Source organism: Oryzisolibacter sp. LB2S (assembly GCF_040732315.1).
Lineage (GTDB): Bacteria > Pseudomonadota > Gammaproteobacteria > Burkholderiales > Burkholderiaceae_C > Alicycliphilus > Alicycliphilus soli.
This window is the reverse complement of record NZ_CP160388.1, coordinates 2,717,028-2,734,727: the sequence shown is the minus strand read 5'-3', so window position 1 is coordinate 2,734,727 and position 17,700 is coordinate 2,717,028. Positions and strand designations below refer to the sequence as shown.

The following is a 17,700-nucleotide window of genomic DNA, read 5'->3' as shown; positions in this document are numbered from 1 at the left end:
GAATGGCTGCCCAGGGCCAGCCTTGGCGGCACGGGGTGGATTCCCGCTTGCGCGGGAATGACGGGGCGGAATGCTCCGCGCTACGGGTGGATGGCGATCTTCAGCACCCCGTCGCGCTGGTGGGCAAACAGGTCGTAGGCCTCGACGATGTCGTCGAGCCTGCGCTGGTGCGTGACCAGCAGGCCCAGATCCAGTCGGTTGGCGGCAATCACGTTCATGAGGCGGCGCATGCGCTCCTTGCCGCCCGGGCACAGCGCGCTGCGTATGGTGTGGTCGCCCAGTCCCGCGGCAAACTGCGCCAGCGGGATCGACAGGTCTTCGGAGTACACGCCCAGGCTCGACAGCGTGCCGCCGGGCTTGAGCACCTGCATGGCCTGCGCGAAGGTGGCCTGTGTGCCCAGGGCCTCGATGGAGCTGTCGGCGCCCTTGCCGCCCGTGAGCCTCATCACCTCCTCCACCACGTCCACTTCGCGGAAGTTCAGCGTCACGTCGGCGCCGAGCTTTCTCGATATGCCCAGACGGTGGTCGTTGCCGTCCACGGCAATCACCGTCGTGGCCCCAAGCAGGCGCGCGCCGGCCGCGGCGCACAGGCCGATGGGGCCCTGGGCGAACACCACCACGGTGTCGCCGAGCCGGATGTTGGCGTTCTCCGCGCCCTTGAAGCCCGTGGACATGATGTCCGGGCACATCAGCACCTGCTCGTCGCTCAGGCCGTCGGGGATGGGGGCCAGGTTCGCCTGGGCGTCGGGCACCAGCACATATTCGGCCTGGGTGCCGTCGATCAGGTTGCCAAAGCGCCAGCCCGCCGTGGCCTTGTAGCCGTGGCAGCCGCACAGGCCGCGCGGCACGAGGTAGCTGCCGTCCTGGCTGGGGAAGCCGTCCTGTGCGGCGTAGCTGTTGAAGTTGGGACAGATGGCGCCGGCGATCACGCGCTGGCCCTCCTGGTAGCCCTGCACGGCGCTGCCGAGCTTTTCGATGACGCCCACGGGCTCATGGCCCACGGTCAGCCCCTGGGCGACCGGGTATTCGCCCTTGAGGATGTGCACGTCCGTGCCGCAGATGGTGGTGGTTGTGATGCGGATCAACGCATCGTTGGGGCCCACCTCGGGGATGGGCTTGTCGGCCAGCTCGATGCGGCCTTTCTCGACGAAGATGGCGGCTTTCATCATGGCGGTCATGGTGGGCTCCTTTCGCGTGAAAGATCCACCATACGCCGCGACGGCCGCGCTGGGCAGACACCGCAGCAGGCCGCTCGGGAATTGCCCGGGCCGGCACTGCAAAGGCGGCGTCAGCGCGCGGCCGACTTGGGCCGGAAGGCCTTGCAGACCTCGGAGCGCGTCTCCAGGTACGGCCCGCCGATGAGGTCGATGCAATAGGGCACGGCCGCGAAGATGCCCGCGACGCGCTGCGTGCCGTCGGTGTTCTTCAGGCCCTCCAGCGTCTCGGCGATGGCCTTGGGCTGGCCCGGCAGGTTGATGATCAGGCTGTTGCCGCGGATCACCGCCACCTGGCGTGACAGGATGGCCGTTGGCACGAAGGCCAGCGAGATCTGGCGCATCTGCTCGCCAAAGCCCGGCATCTCCCTGTCGGCCACGGCCAGCGTGGCCTCGGGCGTGACGTCGCGCGGCGCGGGGCCGGTGCCGCCGGTGGTCAGCACCAGGGAGCAGCCGGCATCGACCAGTTCGATGAGCGTGGCGCTGATGCGCTCCTTCTCGTCGGGGATCAGGCGCGGCTCGAAGGCGATGGGGTTGTGCAGCGCGCGCTTGAGCCAGTCGTGCAGCGCGGGCAGGCCCTTGTCCTCGTAGCTGCCGCTGCTGGCGCGGTCGCTGATGGAGACTATGCCGATCCTGACCGGCGCGTACTCATGGTTGCTGTGGGGCATGGCCGTCCTCCTCGTCATCGGTATGGGCTGGGGTGTCATTGTCGGCCAGGGCGGCGCTCATTTGCGCACGCACCAGCTGGAACAGCTCGCGGTAGGCGCGGCCCTTGCGCGGCGCCAGGCCCTGGGAGACGGCGGCCCTGTCGGCGGGCGGGGCGTCCTTGCGCGCCTGGCGGATCAGCGCGCGCAGCTGCTGCGTGTCCGTGCCCGGGTATTGCTGCAGCCAGGGTTGCAGCGCGGCGTCGTCGGCGATCAGACGGTCGCGCCAATGCTCGGCCTGGTGCAGGGCCAGCTTCTCGGCGGCCGAGCCGCTCCTTTGCTCGTCCAGCGCCGACTGGATGGCCGCGACCTGGTCGTCGTCGAGCTTGCGCATGAGCTTGCCGATGAACTGCATCTGCCGGCGCTTGCCCTCGAAGTTGGTGATGCGCCGCGCGTCGGCCAGCGCCTCCTGCAGCTTCTCGGGGAGCTGAAGGCGTGCAAACAGGTCGGCGCGCAGCGTGAGCAGCTCGCCGCCGAGCGCCTGCAGCGACTCCATCTCGCGCTTGAGGTCGGTCTTGGTGGCACCGGTGGTGCCCTTGAGTTCGGCCTTGAGTTGCAGGTCCAGCTCGCTGCCCTCGGCAACGAAGTGGCCTTTCACAAAATAGCCTTTTTGGGGTTTGCGTGACATGGTGGGGCAGGGCAGGAACAGTGCCGCAGCGGCCTTTGCCCTGCGGCGATTGAGGCGGCAAGTATCATAGCCGCCGCTATGAACAAACCCAGCTCCCGCGCCCTGCGCAGCGCATCGGCGCAGACCTCGTCCCGCACCTCTTCCCAGTCGCCGTCCCAGCCCGACAGCGGCTTCAGCTACACCCGCGAATTCTTCGAGGGCCTGGTCGACCATGCCCTGGCCCATGCCAAAAAACTCGGCGCGAGCGACGCCGGCGCCGATGCCTCCGAGGGCTGCGGTCTGTCGGTCAACGTGCGCAAGGGCGAGCTCGAGACCGTGGAGCGCAACCGTGACAAGTCCCTGGGCGTGACCGTGTACCTCGGCCACCGTCGCGGCAACGCCAGCACCTCGGACTTCTCGGCCGCCGCCGTCGAGCGCACCGTGCAGGCCGCGTTCGACATTGCCCGCTTCACCGCCGAGGATCCCGTGGCCGGCCTTCCCGACGAGGCCGACATCGCCCCCGCGGACAGCCACCGAGACCTGCAGCTGTTTCACCCCTGGTCCGTCACCAGCGAGGAGGCTGCGCGGCTGGCGCTGGCCTGCGAGTCCGCGGCCTTCAAGACCCACAGGCGCATCACCAACAGCGAGGGCGCGGGCGTGTCGGCGCAGCAGAGCCATTTCTTCAGCGCACACACGCGCGGCTTTCGCGGCGGCTACGCGAGCTCGCGTCACAGCATCTCGGTGGCGCCCATTGCCTCCCTGCCCGGACGCAATGGCGAGATGCAGCGCGACGCCTGGTACAGCTCCATGCGCAGCGCGCAGGACCTGGCCACGCCCGAGGCCGTGGGCCGCTACGCCGCCCAGCGCGCCCTGAGCCGCCTGGGCGCGCGCAAGATTCCCACCACGCAATGCCCGGTGCTGTTCGAGTCGCCGCTGGCCGCCGGCCTGCTGGGCGGCTTCGTGCAGGCCATCAGTGGCGGCGCGCTCTACCGCAAGAGCAGCTATCTGGTCGACTCGCTGGGCAAGCAGGTGTTTGCCGACCACATCGACCTCATCGAAGACCCCTTCATCCTCGGCGGCAAGGGCAGCGCGCCGTATGACGACGAGGGCGTGCGCGTGGCGCGGCGCCAGGTGGTCGAGGCCGGGCGCGTGCAGGGCTATTTCCTGAGCAGCTACTCGGCGCGCAAGCTCGGCATGAAGACCACGGGCAACGCCGGTGGCTCGCACAACCTGGTGCTGTCCTCGCGCCTGACACAGCCCGGCGACGATCTGGACGCCATGCTCAAGAAACTCGGCACGGGCCTGTTCGTCATCGAGCTCATGGGCCAGGGCGTGAACTATGTGACCGGCGACTACTCGCGCGGCGCCAGCGGCTTCTGGGTGGAAAACGGCCAGATCGCCCACCCGGTGCACGAGATCACGATCGCCGGCAACCTCAGGGACATGCTGCGCGGCATCGTGGCCATGGGGGCGGACGCCTACACCCATGGCGCCAAGACCGTGGGCTCCATCCTCGTCGAGCGCATGAAGGTCGCCGGCAGCTGACGGCCCCCGAGCGGCACCTGAGCCAGATCGAGACGATCCATGAGCATGGCACTGACGCGCGCCGACTGGGCCAAGGCCCTGGTGGTGGTCGCCGTCTGGGGGCTGAACTTCGTGGTCATGAAGTGGGGGCTGGCCACCGTGTCGCCGCTGCTCCTGTGTGCGCTGCGCTTTCTGGCCGCGTCCCTGCCCTTTGTGCTCTTCGTGCCCCGGCCGCGGCAGCTGTCCTGGGGCATTCTGGCGGCCTACGGCCTGGTGCAGGGCGTGGGGCAGTTCGGCCTGCTGTTCACGGGCATGCACCTGGGCATGCCGGCCGGCATCTCCTCGGTGGTGCTGCAGACGCAGGCCTTCATCACCATGCTGATGGCCGCGGCCCTGATGGGCGAGACGCCCCGGCGCTGGCAATGGCTGGGCCTGTGCATCGCCATTGGCGGGCTGGTGCTCATCGGCGCCGCGCACGGCGACGGGGCCTCGGGCATGACGCTGGTCGGCTTCGTGCTGACCGTGGGCGCCGCGGCCATGTGGGCCGGCTCCAACCTGCTCACGCGCCTGGCCGCGCGCCAGGGGCCCTATGAACCCGTGCCCTTCGTCGTCTGGAGCAGCCTGTTTCCCATCGTGCCCCTGCTGGTGCTGGCCTGCGCCGTCGAGGGCACGGAGGCGGTCGGCACGCAGCTGCGTCAACTGGGCTGGCGCGAGCTGGCCGTGGTGGCCTATCTGGCGCTGCTCTCCACGTTGCTGGGCTACGGTCTGTGGACGCGCCTGCTGCAGCGCTACGCCGCGAGCACCGTGGCGCCGCTGTCGCTGCTGGTGCCGGTGGTCGGTCTGCTGTCAGCCATGCTGCTGCTGGGCGAGCGGCCCACCGCGTGGCAGTGGCTGGGCACGCTGGGCGTGCTCACGGGCATGGTGGTGAACCAGTTCGGCGGCCTGTGGTCGCAGCGGGGCAGGGGCGCGGCGGTGGGGTGATGGGGGCGATGAGGGCGATGAGGGCGATGAGGGCGATGAGGGCGATGAGGGCGATGAGGGGGCGGCCATGGTTGGTTGCGCTGGGAGGCTGTCGGATTTGGAAATCGCCGGCTGCAAATTGACCGCAGCGGCCCATTTTTGGCTTCGCCGCTCTTCGAGAGCGCTTTCGGCGCTCCAAGCCCGACAGCCTCCTAGCCGGAGGCAGAGGGAGTGGCCGCAGCGCCGGCCAGAATGCCACCATCGACATGGAGCTCCGCGCCGGTCATGTAGCTGGACTCATCCGAGGCCAGCATGACCGCCACCGCTGCCACCTCCTCGGGCTTGCCGAAGCGTCGCATGGGGGTGTCCTGCACGAACAGGGCCATGTTCGATTCGCGCTGCGCTCCGGTGCCCAACATGCCTTCCCACATCGGCGTGAGAATGGCCGCCGGATGAATCGAGTTGCAGCGCACTTGCAGCCCCTGCTGCGCGCAGTAGAGGGCGACGCTCTTGGTGTGATTGCGAACTGCGGCCTTGCTGGACGCATAGGCCGCGGCCGTGGGGATGCCCACGATGCCCGAGCGCGACGAGATATTGATGATGGAGCCGGTCGCCGTGGCGCGCATGGCGCGAATCGCGTACTTGCAGCCCAGAAACACTCCATCGAGATTCGTCTGATGAACCGCGCGCCAGGCCTGCAGCGACGCGTTTTCCGGATCCTGCGGGCCCATGTCGTCCTCAAACCCCGTGATACCCGCGTTGTTCACGAGCACATCGAGCCTGCCGTGCCGCTGCATGACCAGCGTTGTCGCCTCATGCCAGGCCTGTTCGCTGCGCACGTCCAGTTCGATGAACGATGCGTTGTGGCCCAGTACATCGGCGACGCGCTGGCCGTTGTCGCGGTCGATGTCCGAGACGTACACGCACGCACCCTCCGCCACAAAGGCCCGGGCGATGGCCTCGCCAATCCCTCGGGCGGCGCCTGTGATGAGGGTCACCTTGTCTCTCAGGCGCATGCAATACCTCCTTGCGCACATTGCAGACCGTTTGCATGTCCAGGGTCCTACGGCTGCCGAATCAATAAAAACAATAGCTGCTCGCGCTTGCTGCGCAAGGGTTATGTGCCAAAAAGACTCAAAACACTCACCGGCAGCGCCAGCGCAGGGCGCCGCCCGTCACAGGCCCGTGCACAGCTCCAGAGAATCGCCCGATGTGCCATCCGCGTTGTGGCGCAACAGCGTTCCCTGCGCGCCCGCGCCGGCGCCCTTGGTCCACCATTCCAGGCCACCCCCCACGTAGCGCGAACCGCTGCCCGACACCGCGATCCGCATCGCGTATGTCGTGCCGCGGTAGCGCACGACCGCCCGGTCGGTGTCGGGATAGGTCACGTCAATGGCTTGCCCGCTGTCGCACCGGAAGGAGTACGCCGTGGGCGCGGTGGCTGCGGCCACGGGTGGTTGCTGAGCCCCCGTGCCCGGGGTCGATGAGGCGCAGGCCGCCAGCAGCATCGCCGGGGCCAGGAGGGTGGAAAGTGCGGTCAGTCGCATGCTTCGATTGCCTTGAATGGGGCCACCATCACTGATGGCGGCGTGGTGAATGAAATGGGCTTGGCGGCATGGGCCTGGCGGTGGTTCTGTGGCTGTGCCCAGGGCGGTCGGGTGGGGCATCAGCAGTCGATCCCCACATCCCTGGCCCGGCGGTAGGCAAAGCCGGCGATCAGGAAGGATGCAAGGCCAAACAGCAGCAGAAACCACTCGGGCTTGCCCGTGCGCAGCCAGACATAGGCGCCAAAGGCGCTGAACAGGGTACCAAACAGCAGCCAAGCCGCCGCGCCCGCAGGAAATCTTCTGCGGGCCACGCCGATGCCATAGATTTTCTTGCCGCGCTGGTTCATCTCGTGCACATCGGCGGCTTCCCTCGCGCATGCGGGGGAGCAGGCGATGGCGAACCCTGCATCCACCGCGCAGTCGCGGCACACGGCCCTGCCGCAGGTCTTGCAGACGCCGACCGAACAGGCGCCGGGATGGGTGAAGCATTCCATGGCACGTCACTCCTGCCGGGGCGGCGCCGGGCGGCGCTTGAGCACCACGACGCCCGATGCCGTTGCCGGCCAAAGCTGCACATGGTAGCTGTCGTCGCCCTCCAGCCCGTCGCAAGACAGCGAGTCCAGCCCCGCATAGCCGACGCGAACGCGATAGGTGCCGGGCGCTACCGCGATGCGCGGCGCATCAGGCAGATAGTCGGTGCAGCCCGCGACCACGATGTGGCCCGAGTCGGCAGCGAGCGAGCAGTCCACCACCTGGTCAAAGCCCGCGAGGTCGGGCAGGGGGGCGCTGTCCAGCACCTCCACCGTCACGCGCACGTCCATGTTGCGGGCCGTGCCCACGCCCACCACGCCGGGCGCCACGGCAAGCATGCGGTCGGAGGCCTCGTCGGTCCAGGCCGTGGCGAGGTCGCCCTGTGCGGCCTCGTCCCGCAGGTGGAACTGGTGGTAGTCGGCAAACAGCGTGAACTCGTGGCATGGCATACGGTGCAGCTCCTCGACGGGCGGTATCTTGAGTTGATACCCGTCGACCTGTTGAGTGTGATCGAAGTTCCGCCGGTGTGCAGGCTCACCGCCTCAACGCTTCAACGCCTTGCGGTCTCCGACAGCCCGCGGCGCACAAAAAAGCCCGCCCTTGCCGCGCGAGCAGGGGCGGGCCGGTGCGCGGTGACGCGCTGCGCCGCTTACAGCGAGTCGATGAAGCTGCGCAGCTTGTCGCTGCGACTCGGGTGCTTGAGCTTGCGCAGGGCCTTGGCCTCGATCTGACGGATGCGTTCGCGCGTGACGTCGAACTGCTTGCCGACTTCTTCGAGCGTGTGGTCGCTGGTCATCTCGATGCCGAAGCGCATGCGCAGCACCTTGGCCTCGCGCGGGGTCAGGCCGTCGAGGATGTCCTTGACCACGTCGCGCAGGCCGGCCTGCATGGCGGCGTCAACGGGCGCGGTGTTGTTCTGGTCCTCGATGAAGTCGCCCAGGTGGCTGTCGTCGTCGTCGCCGATGGGGGTTTCCATCGAGATCGGTTCCTTGGCGATCTTCATGATCTTGCGGATCTTGTCCTCGGGGATCTCCATCTTCTCGGCCAGGATGGACGCATCGGGCTCGAAGCCGAACTCCTGCAGGTGCTGGCGCGAGATGCGGTTCATCTTGTTGATGGTCTCGATCATGTGCACCGGGATGCGGATGGTGCGCGCCTGGTCGGCGATCGAGCGCGTGATGGCCTGACGGATCCACCAGGTGGCATAGGTCGAGAACTTGTAGCCGCGGCGGTATTCGAACTTGTCCACGGCCTTCATGAGGCCGATGTTGCCCTCCTGGATCAGGTCCAGGAACTGCAGGCCGCGGTTGGTGTACTTCTTGGCGATGGAAATCACCAGGCGCAGGTTGGCCTCGATCATTTCCTTCTTGGCGTCACGCGAACTGGCCTCTCCCTCGTTCATGCGCTTGTTGATGGCCTTGAGCTCCGACAGCGGCACGACCACGCGCGACTGCAGGTCGATCAGATGCTGCTGCAGTTCCTGGATGGGCGGGATGTTGCGCTGCATCACGCCGCTCCAGGGCTTGCCGGCGGCGACCTGCTTCTCGACCCAGCTGCGGTCGAGCAGGTGGGGCGGGAACTCCTTGATGAAGGTTTCCTGCGGCATGCCGCACTTGTCCACGATGATGCGGCGCAGCTCGCGCTCCTTCTTGCGCACGTCGTCCACCTGGGCGCGCACCATGTCGCAGAGCTTTTCGATGGTCTTGGCCGTGAAGCGGATGGTCATCAGCTTGGCCGAGATCTCGTGCTGCACCTTCATGTACGAGGGGCTGCCATAGCCTTCCCTGTCGTAGATCTTGTGCATCTTCTCGAACAGGGCGCGCAGCTCATCAAAGCGCTCCAGCGCCTCGGTCTTGAGCTTTTCCAGCAGGCGCGTCATGGCCTTGGAGCCGCCCTTGCCGTCGTCGTCGTCCTCTTCGTCGTATTCGTCAAAGTCTTCCTCGGCCACGTAGTCATCGGCCTCGTCGGGGTCGGCAAAGCCGTCCACCACGGTGTTGATGACGACCTTGCCCTCGCGGATCTCCTCGCCCATGTTGAGGATCTCGGCAATCGTCGCGGGCGATGCGCTGATGGCTTCCATCATGTCCATCAGACCGCCCTCGATGCGCTTGGCGATCTCGATCTCGCCCTCGCGCGTGAGCAGCTCCACTGTGCCCATCTCGCGCATGTACATGCGCACGGGGTCGGTCGTGCGGCCGAATTCGCTGTCCACGGTGGACAGGGCCGCCTCGGCCTCTTCCTCGGCCTCCTCGACGGTGGTGGCCGTGGGCGTGACGTTGTTCTGGAACAGCGTCTCGGCGTCGGGCGTGGTCTCGTACACCGCCACGCCCATGTCGCTGAGCATGGAGACGACGACTTCCAGCGTCTCGGCGTCCACCAGCTTGTCGGGCAGGTGGTCGGAGATCTCGACCTGCGTGAGGTAGCCGCGCGTCTTGCCCAGGGTGATCAGCTTCTTGAGCTGTGCACGGCGCTTGGCCATGTCCTCTTCGGAGAGCACGGTCTCGTCGAGGCCGAACTCCTTCATCAAGGCCCGCTCCTTGGCCTTGCTGATCTTCATGCGCAGGGGCTTGGCCTTTTCGACGGGGGCGTCGGCGCTGGCCTCGGCCTCCGGCTCGGGTTCGCCCTCGAGGTCGGCTTCGATGTCGGACAGGTCGGCGTCGTCGTCCAGGCCCTCTTCCTTGGCCTTGGGCTTGCGGCCGCGCTTGGCGGCAGCCTTCTTGGCGGGCGCCTTGGCGCTGGCGGACTCACCGTCGGCGGCCTTGGGCTTGCGGCCGGGCTTTTTCTTGGGCGCTTCGGCCGAGGCTTCGGCGTCGGCTGCCGCCGCGGCCTTGCTGGCACGCGCGGGCTTTTTCTTCAACAGTTCGTCGGCGGCTTTTTCAAGCTCGGCAGAGGTCTTGGGTGTGGGCACGGTCTTGACTTTCGCTGCGGCCTCGGCGGTCTTGGCGGGCGCCTTGGCTGCTTTCACGGTGGTGGTGGCTGCGGTCGCGGCCTTTGCGGCGCTGCCAGGGGCGGACTTGGGCGACTTCGCGGACTTTTGATCGGGCATGGGCAACCTCAATGTCAAAAACGGACACACAAAGAAAACTCAAGCGCCGTGGGCAGCGCGCACTGGCATGGCGATGGCCGGAGCCTTCGCGATGTGAGGGGCAGACCCTCGGGGCAAGATGTCTGGGCGATCATTTGGTGTGCAGTCCTTGCGGTGAGGGGAGGCGGTTGTGCGCTGTTGTCACGGTTGCCTGGGTCCGGAGGTGCTGCTGTCGCTCTTGCCGACAAACCGCATATTATAACGATTTGTCAAATTTCAAGAGCTGGCTTCCCTGACGCTGCCCATGGTCCGGGCCAGGGTTGGCCAGGGGTGGCCCGGGGTCAGACGGCCGATGCGCCGCCACCCTGGCCGGCTTCCAGGGCGCGGCGACGTTCCTGCAGCAGGCGGTACTGCTCCAGTGCCGCGGGGTCGTGGGCCGCGGCCGCGATGAGGACGTTCTGCTGCTGCTTGATGGCGTCGACCAGCATGCGGTTGAGCAGGCCGCGCAGCTCTGCGCGCAACTCGGCCTCGTCGCCCTCGGTCTGGGCGTGCGATCCGGTCATGACGCGCTCGGCCAGCGGCTGGCAGTCGTGGCCGGTCAGGGCCTCGCGCAGCACGGCCCAGGGTTGGGGGCCATGCTCGTGCAGCTGGCCCTCCAGCCATGTGAACAGCGGGCCATGCGGGGCGGGCTGGGCGCTCAGGGCAGCGTGATCCTCGTGCGACAGGTCTTCCATGAATGCCATGTGCGACAGCAGCAGGCGCGCCGCATGGTCGCTGCGGCCGGCCACGGGCATGCGCGGCAGCGGCGGCTGGGGCGGTCTTGCGTCCTCGCGGCGCCAGCGTCCACCGCGGCCCTTGCGGTCGCCCTTCCAGTCACTGCCCTTGCGCCAGGCGCGCGCGGCAGGGGCCGGGTCCGCGCCGGGCGGCCAGGCGTCGGGCGGCTCCATGGGCCAGGGCGGTTCGTCGCCCGTGGCGGGTGGCGCGGCCCGCGCCGCCTGGCCATGCGCCGCACCGGCCTGCGCCCACAGTGCGGCAAGGTCGGGTGTGGACAGCTGACCCAGCTCGGCCAGCTCGGTGAGCAACTGGCGCGCGAGGGCACCGTCGGGCAGCGCGGCCCACAGCGGCTGGGCGTTGGCCAGCATGTGGGCGCGGCCTTCGGCCGTCCCGAGGTCGCAGCCCTCGCGCGCGGCCTCCAGCAGAAAGCGCGACAGCGGCATGGCGTCGCCCACATGGCGCGCGAACGCATCGGGGCCGTAGGCGCGGATGAAGCTGTCGGGGTCATGCTCGGGCGGCAGAAACAGAAACTTCACGCTGCGCGTGTCGCTCGCGTAGGGCAGGGCGCCCTCGAGCGCCTTGCGCGCCGCGCGCCGGCCGGCCGCGTCGCCGTCGAAGCCGAACACCACCTGGTCGGTGAAGCGAAACAGCTTGTGCACATGCTCGCTCGTGCAGGCCGTACCCAGCGTGGCCACGGCGTTCGGAAAGCCGAGCTGGGCGAGGGCGACCACGTCCATATAGCCCTCGGTGACGAGCACATAGCCCTGCTCGCGGATGGCGCCGCGCGCCTCGAACAGGCCGTAGAGCTCGCGCCCCTTGTGGAATACGGGCGTCTCGGGCGAGTTGAGGTACTTGGGCTTGTCGTCACCGAGCACGCGTCCGCCAAAGCCTATGCATTCGCCCTTGACGTTGCGGATCGGGAACATCACGCGATCGCGGAAGCGGTCGTAACGCTTGCCGTCCTCGGCGTTGACGATGACCAGGCCGCTTTCCTCGAGCAGCGGGCTGTCGTACTCGGGAAACACGCTGGCCAGGCCGCGCCAGCCCTCGGGCGCGTAGCCCAGGCCGTAGCGCGCGGCCACCTGGCCCGACACGCCCCGGCCCTTGAAATACTGGATGGCGCGCGGCGATTCGCGCAGGTGGCGGCGCCAGGCCTCGCCGGCCTTCTCGAGCACCTCGGTCAGCGTGGCCTGCTTCTGGCGCTGGGCCGCGGCGCGCTCGCGCTCCTGGGGCGAGACATCGTCCTGCGGCACCTGCAGACCTGCCTGCTGGGCGAGGTCTTGCACGGCCTCGACAAAGCCCATGCCCGCATGGTCCATGAGAAAGCCGATGGCGTTGCCGTTCTTGCCGCAGCCAAAGCAGTGGAAGAACTGCTTGGACGGGCTGACGCTGAACGAGGGGGATTTTTCGCCGTGAAACGGGCACAGCCCCATGAAGTTGGCGCCGCTCTTCTTGAGCTGCACGTAGCGCCCGACCACATCGACGACATCGACGCGCGCGAGCAGCTCCTGGATGAACGACTGGGGAATGGACACGGGGGCGATTTTCTCTCAGCGCGATCAGCCTGGCGTCAGCCCGGTTTGCTGTAATAGCGTGTTTTCGTCATTTCTTGAACCGACCCAGAAGCAAGGAATCAGCCGTGACCAGCATCTACGACCAGAACCTTCCCAAGAACGAAGCCAACCATGCCCCCCTGTCGCCGCTGTCCTTCATCGAGCGCACGGCCGAGGTCTATCCCGAGCGTCTGGCCATCGTGCATGGTGACCTGCGTCAGACCTGGAGCCAGACCTACGAGCGCTGCCGCCGCCTGGCCAGCAGCCTGCGCCGCGCTGGCATTGGCAAGAACGACACCGTGGCCGTGATGCTGCCCAACACCCCGCCCATGGTGGAGGCGCATTTCGGCGTGCCCATGGCCGGCGCCGTGCTCAACACGCTGAACACGCGGCTGGACCCGGAGACCGTCGCCTTCATGCTCGACCACGGCGAGGCCAAGGCCGCCATCGTCGACCCCGAGTTCGCCCCCGTGATGGCCAAGGCGCTGGCGCTGCGCAAGTCCAAGACACCTATCTTGCTCATCGATGTGGAAGACGCGCTCTACGGCGCGGCCGCCGAGCGCCTGGGCGCGCAGACCTACGAGGAGTTCCTGGCCGCGGGCGACCCGCAGTTCGCCTGGGAGCTGCCCGGCGACGAGTGGGATGCCATCGCCCTCAACTACACGAGCGGCACCACGGGCAACCCCAAGGGCGTCGTCTACCACCACCGCGGTGCGGCCATCAACGCCATCAGCAACGTGCTCGAGTGGGACATGCCCAAGCACAGCGTCTACCTGTGGACGCTGCCCATGTTCCATTGCAACGGCTGGTGCTTCCCCTGGACGGTGGCGGCGCGCGCGGGCGTCAACGTCTGCCTGCGCCGCGTGGAGGCGCAGGCCATCTTCGACGCCATCCGCACGCATGGCGTCACGCATTACTGCAGCGCGCCCATCGTCCATGGCCTGCTGGTGAACGCGCCGGCCGCCATGAAGGAGGGCGTGCCCGCCGGCGTCAAGGCCATGGTTGCCGGCGCCGCGCCACCGGCCTCGATGATCGAGGGCATGGAAAAGCTCGGCTTTGACCTGACCCATGTCTACGGCCTGACCGAGGTCTACGGCCCGGCCACGGTGTGCGCCAAGCATGACGCCTGGAACGACGTGGACATCGGCGAGCGCGCGCGCCTGAACGCACGCCAGGGCGTGCGCTACCACCTGCAGCGCGCGGCCATGGTGCTGGACCCCGAAACCATGCAGCCCGTGCCGCACGACGGCGAGACCATGGGCGAGATCATGTTCCGCGGCAACATCGCCATGAAGGGCTATCTGAAGAACCCGCAGGCCACCGAGGAGGCCTTCCGCGGCGGCTGGTTCCACAGCGGCGACCTGGCCGTGCAGTACCCCGACGGCTACATCAAGATCAAGGACCGCAGCAAGGACATCATCATCTCGGGCGGCGAGAACATTTCCTCGATCGAGGTTGAGGACGTGCTCTACCGCCACCCGGACGTGCTGGCCGCCGCCGTCGTGGCCCGCCCTGACCCCAAGTGGGGCGAGACGCCCTGCGCCTTCGTTGAGCTCAAGGCCGGCGCGCAGACCACGGTGGAGGACATCGTCGCGCACTGCAAGAAGCATCTGGCCGGCTTCAAGGTGCCGCGCGCCGTGGTGTTCGGCGAGCTGCCCAAGACCAGCACGGGCAAGATCCAGAAGTTCGAGCTGCGCCGCCAGGCCGGGTCGGCCGCTGCGATCGATGTCTGATTACTACTGAAAACATAGCTGCCAGCGCTTGATGGACAAGCACTGGAGGCTGTTTTCTATAGCAGCCACTCGATGGGCAGCAGCATCAAGAGCCACACCAGGGTGCGGCTCCACCAGCTCGTGTGGGGCTCGGTGTCGTAGACCGGCGCCGCGCCGCCCACGCCGCCCTGCCACTGCAGTGCGCCCTGGCTGTCCAGGCGCACGCGGTAGGACCGTTGCGGAATCTGCGTGTCGAACGCCTGCGCCGCCTGCTGCGCCAGCGCCGGGCTGTCGATCAGAAAGCCGAGCTCGGTGTTGAACAGCGCCGAGCGCGGATCGAAATTGAGCGAGCCGATGAATACCCGTTCGCCATCGACGGCGAAGGTCTTGGCATGCAGGCTCGAGCCCGAGCTGCCCAGGCGCTGTGACAGCGGCAGGCTCTTGTCCTCGGGGACCAGGCTGCGCATCTCGTAGAGCGTGACGCCCTCGGCCAGCAGCTGTTTGCGGTATTTGGCGTAGCCCGCGTGCACGGCGGGCACGTCGGTCGCCTCGAAGGCATTGGTCAGCACGCGCACGCGCACGCCGGCGCGGCTCAGCCGTGCAAAGGCCTCCACGCCGGCCGGCATGGGCACGAAATAGGGCGAGACCAGATCCACGCTCTGCCGGGGCTGGCCCAGCGCGGTATCGAGCCGTGGCAGCAGCAGATCGGCGCGCTGCGCCCGGCCCAGGGCCTTGGCCGGGTCGTCGCTGAGCAGTCGCACCCGCGCCCAGAGCAGCGGCAGCGTCTGGTCGAGCAGTTGGCGGGCAAACTCGCTGTGCGCGATGGCGCGCGCGTAGTCCTGGGCGCCGGCCGATTGCAGCAGGGCCAGGGCCTGCGCGGCCAGTTCCGCTCGGGCGCCTGCGTCGACCGCGGGCAGGATGCGCTCGGCCGGGTAGGCGCTGGCGCTGGCCCAGTAGCGGTCGAAGTCCGCGGACATGTCCTGCACCACGGGGCCGACGGCCAGCACGTCGAGGTCGGCAAACAGCACGCCCGCCGTGGCGCCGAAGTACTCGTCGCCCACGTTGCGCCCGCCGACGATGCTGGCCTGGTTGTCCGCCGTGAAGGACTTGTTGTGCATGCGCCGGTTGGCGCGGCGCAGGTCCGCCAGGTAGCCCAGCATCTTGGGGCGGCGCAGCGTGAAGGGGTTGAACAGCCGCACCTCGATGCGCGGGTGGCTGTTGACGGCCGCCAACGGCCCGTCGAGCCCCGCCGTGCCCAGATCATCGAGCAGCAGGCGCACGCGCACGCCGCGATCGGCGGCGGCCACGAGCTCGCCGAGCAACAGGGTGCCAGTGATGTCGCCGCGCCAGATGTAGTACTGCACGTCCAGCGTGCGCTCGGCCGCGCGCGCCAGCAGCACGCGGGCGGCGAAGGCGTCGTGCGGATGACCCAGGGTATGGATGCCGCTCTCGCCCGGATGGTCCGCCTGCATCGGGCCGATCGCGCGCCCCAGCTGCGTGGCCTGGGCCGTGGGCAGATCCAGCGCCGCGGACGCGCTGCGCCCGGCCAGCGGCGGCAGGCTGCAGCCCGCCAGCAGTCCCGCGGCGAGCAGCAGCGGCAGGTGGCGGCAAATGGCGAGGGTCTTCATCGGTGCAAGGGCGGATGGGTTGCAGCAGGGGCCGGGAGGGCGGAGGAGGGGGCATACGATAGCCGAAACCCGGCATGTTCCCGGGCTCGGATAGTCGGTGCGCTGGGGCGCAATGTCAGTCGACCAGCGCCACGCCCTTGACCTGGGCGTACACGCTGTCGCCCACGGCCAGCGCCAGTGCCTGGCAGGAGCGGCGCGTGATGCGCGCGAGCAGCCGCGTGCCGGCCACGTCCAGGGCCACGAGCATCTGGCCGGGGCCGTCGTCCGTCAGCTCGGTGATGCGTGCGGGCAGCAGGTTCAGGATGCTGCTGTCGGGCGCGCGCGTGCGCGCCAGGCTCACGTCGCGCGCGGGCACGCGCAGGCGCACGGGCTCGCCCACCGCGCGGGCCGTGCCCGTGGCCAGCTGGATCTGCCCGCCCGCTATGCCGACGGTGAGCAGCGCATCGGCCGCGTCATAGGCCAGGACGCGGCCCTGGACCAGCGCGGCGGCCGCGTCCTGGTGCGCCAGCGGCAGATCCAGCCGCGCCATGAGCTCGGCCGTCGGGCCCTGGGCCGTGACGCGCCCGCCCTGCAGCAGCACCAGGTGCGTGGCCAGGCGCGCAACCTCGTCGCTCGAATGCGTCACGTAGAGGATGGGTATGGCGAGCTCGCGCTGCAGCCGCTCCAGGTAGGGCAGTACCTCGGACTTGCGCGCGGCGTCCAGCGCGGCCAGGGGCTCGTCCATGAGCAGCACGCGCGGGCTGGTGGCCAGCGCCCGTGCGATCGCCACGCGTTGGCGCTCGCCGCCCGAGAGCGTGTGGGGCTGGCGCTGCAGCAGTGCGCCCAGGCCCAGCAGCTCCACGGCGTGGTCCAGCGGCACCTGGCGGCTGGCCGACGGCAGGCGGCGCAGGCCGTATTCCATGTTGCGCCGCACGTTCAGGTGGGCGAACAGGCTGGCCTCCTGGAACACGTAGCCGAGCCGGCGCCGGTGCGTGGGCAGCCAGTGGCCGCCGGCGTCGTCCTGCCAGAGATCGCCGTTGACGCGCACGCTGCCCTGGGCGCGTTCGAGCCCCGCGAGCGCGCGCAGGCAGCTCGTCTTGCCGCAGCCCGAGGGACCGAACAGCGCGGTCACGCCGCTGCCGGGCAGTTGCAGGTCGACGTCCAGCGTGAAGTCGGGCCGCTCGAGGCGCAGTCGTGCGTCGATGCCCGGGGTGTCGCTCATCGCGCCCCCTTGGGCTGCAGCCAGTGCAGCAGCATGAGCACGATGAAGGCGAACAGCACCATGCCGCCGGCGAGCCAGTGGGCCTGGGCGTACTCCATGGCCTCGACATGGTCGTAGATCTGCACCGACACCACGCGCGTCGCGCCGGGGATGTTGCCGCCGAGCATGAGCACCACGCCGAACTCGCCCACGGTGTGGGCGAAGCTCAGGATGGCGGCGGTGATGAAGCCCGGGCGCGCGAGCGGCAGGGCCACGGTGAAGAAGCGGTCGAGCGGGCCCGCGCCCAGCGTGGCCGCCACCTCCAGCGGGCGCCGGCCCAGGGCCTCGAAGGCGCGCTGCAGCGGCTGCACGGCAAAGGGCAGCGAATACACGACCGAGCCCACGACCAGGCCGGCAAAGGTGAACGGCAGACGCGCCAGGCCCAGCGCCTCGGTCAGATGACCGATGGGGCCATGGGGCCCCATGAGCACCAGCAGGTAAAAGCCGATCACCGTGGGCGGCAGCACCAGCGGCAGCGCCACCACCGCGCCCACGGGGCCGCGCCAGCGCGAACGCGTGTGCGCGAGCCACCAGGCCAGCGGCGTGCACAGGGCCAGCAGCAGCACGGTGGTGATGCCGGCGAGCTCGAGCGTCAGCCTGATCGCGGCCCAGTCTTCGGGGTTCAGCAGCGGAGGGTTCAATGCTATTGAAAAAAGAGCTTTTCGCGCTTGTTGGTCGGCA

Annotated in this window: 15 protein-coding genes; 3 read left to right on the top strand and 12 right to left on the bottom strand. The window is 68.6% G+C overall.

Annotated elements, in window-relative coordinates:
* Positions 1 to 80: 80 nt before the first annotated feature.
* The 3 genes from ABUE11_RS12955 to yjgA form a co-directional block, all read right to left on the bottom strand.
* The gene (locus ABUE11_RS12955; RefSeq protein ID WP_367065661.1) at positions 81 to 1,178 is read right to left on the bottom strand and encodes an NAD(P)-dependent alcohol dehydrogenase; all 1,098 of its coding nucleotides are present in this window, start codon (positions 1,176 to 1,178) and stop codon (positions 81 to 83) included.
* 110 nt (positions 1,179 to 1,288) lie between these two features.
* Positions 1,289 to 1,882, bottom strand: a complete 594-nt coding sequence (gene mog, locus ABUE11_RS12950; protein ID WP_367065659.1) for a molybdopterin adenylyltransferase — start codon at positions 1,880 to 1,882, stop codon at positions 1,289 to 1,291.
* Positions 1,863 to 2,546 (bottom strand): ribosome biogenesis factor YjgA, encoded by a 684-nt coding sequence (gene yjgA, locus ABUE11_RS12945; protein ID WP_367065658.1) that lies wholly within the window; start codon positions 2,544 to 2,546, stop codon positions 1,863 to 1,865. Before yjgA ends, mog begins: the two co-directional genes overlap by 20 nt.
* Before the next feature lie 78 nt (positions 2,547 to 2,624).
* Between yjgA and pmbA the strand changes: the two genes are divergently transcribed.
* The gene (gene pmbA / locus ABUE11_RS12940; RefSeq protein WP_367065656.1) at positions 2,625 to 4,070 is read left to right on the top strand and encodes a metalloprotease PmbA; all 1,446 of its coding nucleotides are present in this window, start codon (positions 2,625 to 2,627) and stop codon (positions 4,068 to 4,070) included.
* Positions 4,071 to 4,109: 39 nt separating this feature from the next.
* Entirely contained in the window at positions 4,110 to 5,030 is a 921-nt protein-coding gene (locus tag ABUE11_RS12935) for an EamA family transporter (protein WP_367065654.1), read from the top strand.
* A 191-nt stretch (positions 5,031 to 5,221) separates the two neighbouring features.
* On the opposite strand, the gene ABUE11_RS12930 is transcribed toward ABUE11_RS12935, so the two are convergent.
* The 6 genes from ABUE11_RS12930 to dnaG form a co-directional block, all read right to left on the bottom strand.
* On the bottom strand, positions 5,222 to 6,025 hold the full coding sequence (locus ABUE11_RS12930; RefSeq protein WP_367065653.1) for a glucose 1-dehydrogenase: 804 nt from the start codon (positions 6,023 to 6,025) through the stop codon (positions 5,222 to 5,224).
* A 159-nt stretch (positions 6,026 to 6,184) separates the two neighbouring features.
* The gene (locus tag ABUE11_RS12925; RefSeq protein WP_367065652.1) at positions 6,185 to 6,556 is read right to left on the bottom strand and encodes an MliC family protein; all 372 of its coding nucleotides are present in this window, start codon (positions 6,554 to 6,556) and stop codon (positions 6,185 to 6,187) included.
* 119 nt (positions 6,557 to 6,675) lie between these two features.
* A complete protein-coding gene (locus ABUE11_RS12920; protein ID WP_367065651.1) occupies positions 6,676 to 7,050 on the bottom strand; it encodes a hypothetical protein in 375 nt (124 codons plus the stop codon).
* Between the two features lie 6 nt (positions 7,051 to 7,056).
* Complete coding sequence (locus tag ABUE11_RS12915; protein WP_367065650.1) at positions 7,057 to 7,536, bottom strand: hypothetical protein; 480 nt, start codon at positions 7,534 to 7,536, stop codon at positions 7,057 to 7,059.
* Positions 7,537 to 7,736: 200 nt separating this feature from the next.
* Complete coding sequence (rpoD, locus tag ABUE11_RS12910) at positions 7,737 to 10,133, bottom strand: RNA polymerase sigma factor RpoD (protein WP_367065649.1); 2,397 nt, start codon at positions 10,131 to 10,133, stop codon at positions 7,737 to 7,739.
* 320 nt (positions 10,134 to 10,453) lie between these two features.
* Positions 10,454 to 12,421, bottom strand: a complete 1,968-nt coding sequence (gene dnaG, locus ABUE11_RS12905; protein WP_367065648.1) for a DNA primase — start codon at positions 12,419 to 12,421, stop codon at positions 10,454 to 10,456.
* 104 nt (positions 12,422 to 12,525) lie between these two features.
* Between dnaG and ABUE11_RS12900 the strand changes: the two genes are divergently transcribed.
* Positions 12,526 to 14,172 carry an acyl-CoA synthetase gene (locus tag ABUE11_RS12900; RefSeq protein WP_367065647.1) on the top strand — a complete coding sequence of 549 codons (1,647 nt, stop codon included), beginning with the start codon at positions 12,526 to 12,528 and terminating at the stop codon, positions 14,170 to 14,172.
* Positions 14,173 to 14,228: 56 nt separating this feature from the next.
* On the opposite strand, the gene ABUE11_RS12895 is transcribed toward ABUE11_RS12900, so the two are convergent.
* The 3 genes from ABUE11_RS12895 to modB all read right to left on the bottom strand — a co-directional run bounded on the left by ABUE11_RS12895 (position 14,229) and on the right by modB (position 17,660).
* Complete coding sequence (locus tag ABUE11_RS12895; RefSeq protein ID WP_367065646.1) at positions 14,229 to 15,779, bottom strand: phospholipase D family protein; 1,551 nt, start codon at positions 15,777 to 15,779, stop codon at positions 14,229 to 14,231.
* Between the two features lie 115 nt (positions 15,780 to 15,894).
* On the bottom strand, positions 15,895 to 16,980 hold the full coding sequence (gene modC / locus ABUE11_RS12890; RefSeq protein WP_367065645.1) for a molybdenum ABC transporter ATP-binding protein: 1,086 nt from the start codon (positions 16,978 to 16,980) through the stop codon (positions 15,895 to 15,897).
* Complete coding sequence (gene modB / locus ABUE11_RS12885; protein ID WP_367065644.1) at positions 16,977 to 17,660, bottom strand: molybdate ABC transporter permease subunit; 684 nt, start codon at positions 17,658 to 17,660, stop codon at positions 16,977 to 16,979. The genes modC and modB overlap by 4 nt, the downstream gene beginning before the upstream one ends.
* Positions 17,661 to 17,700 lie beyond the last annotated feature (40 nt).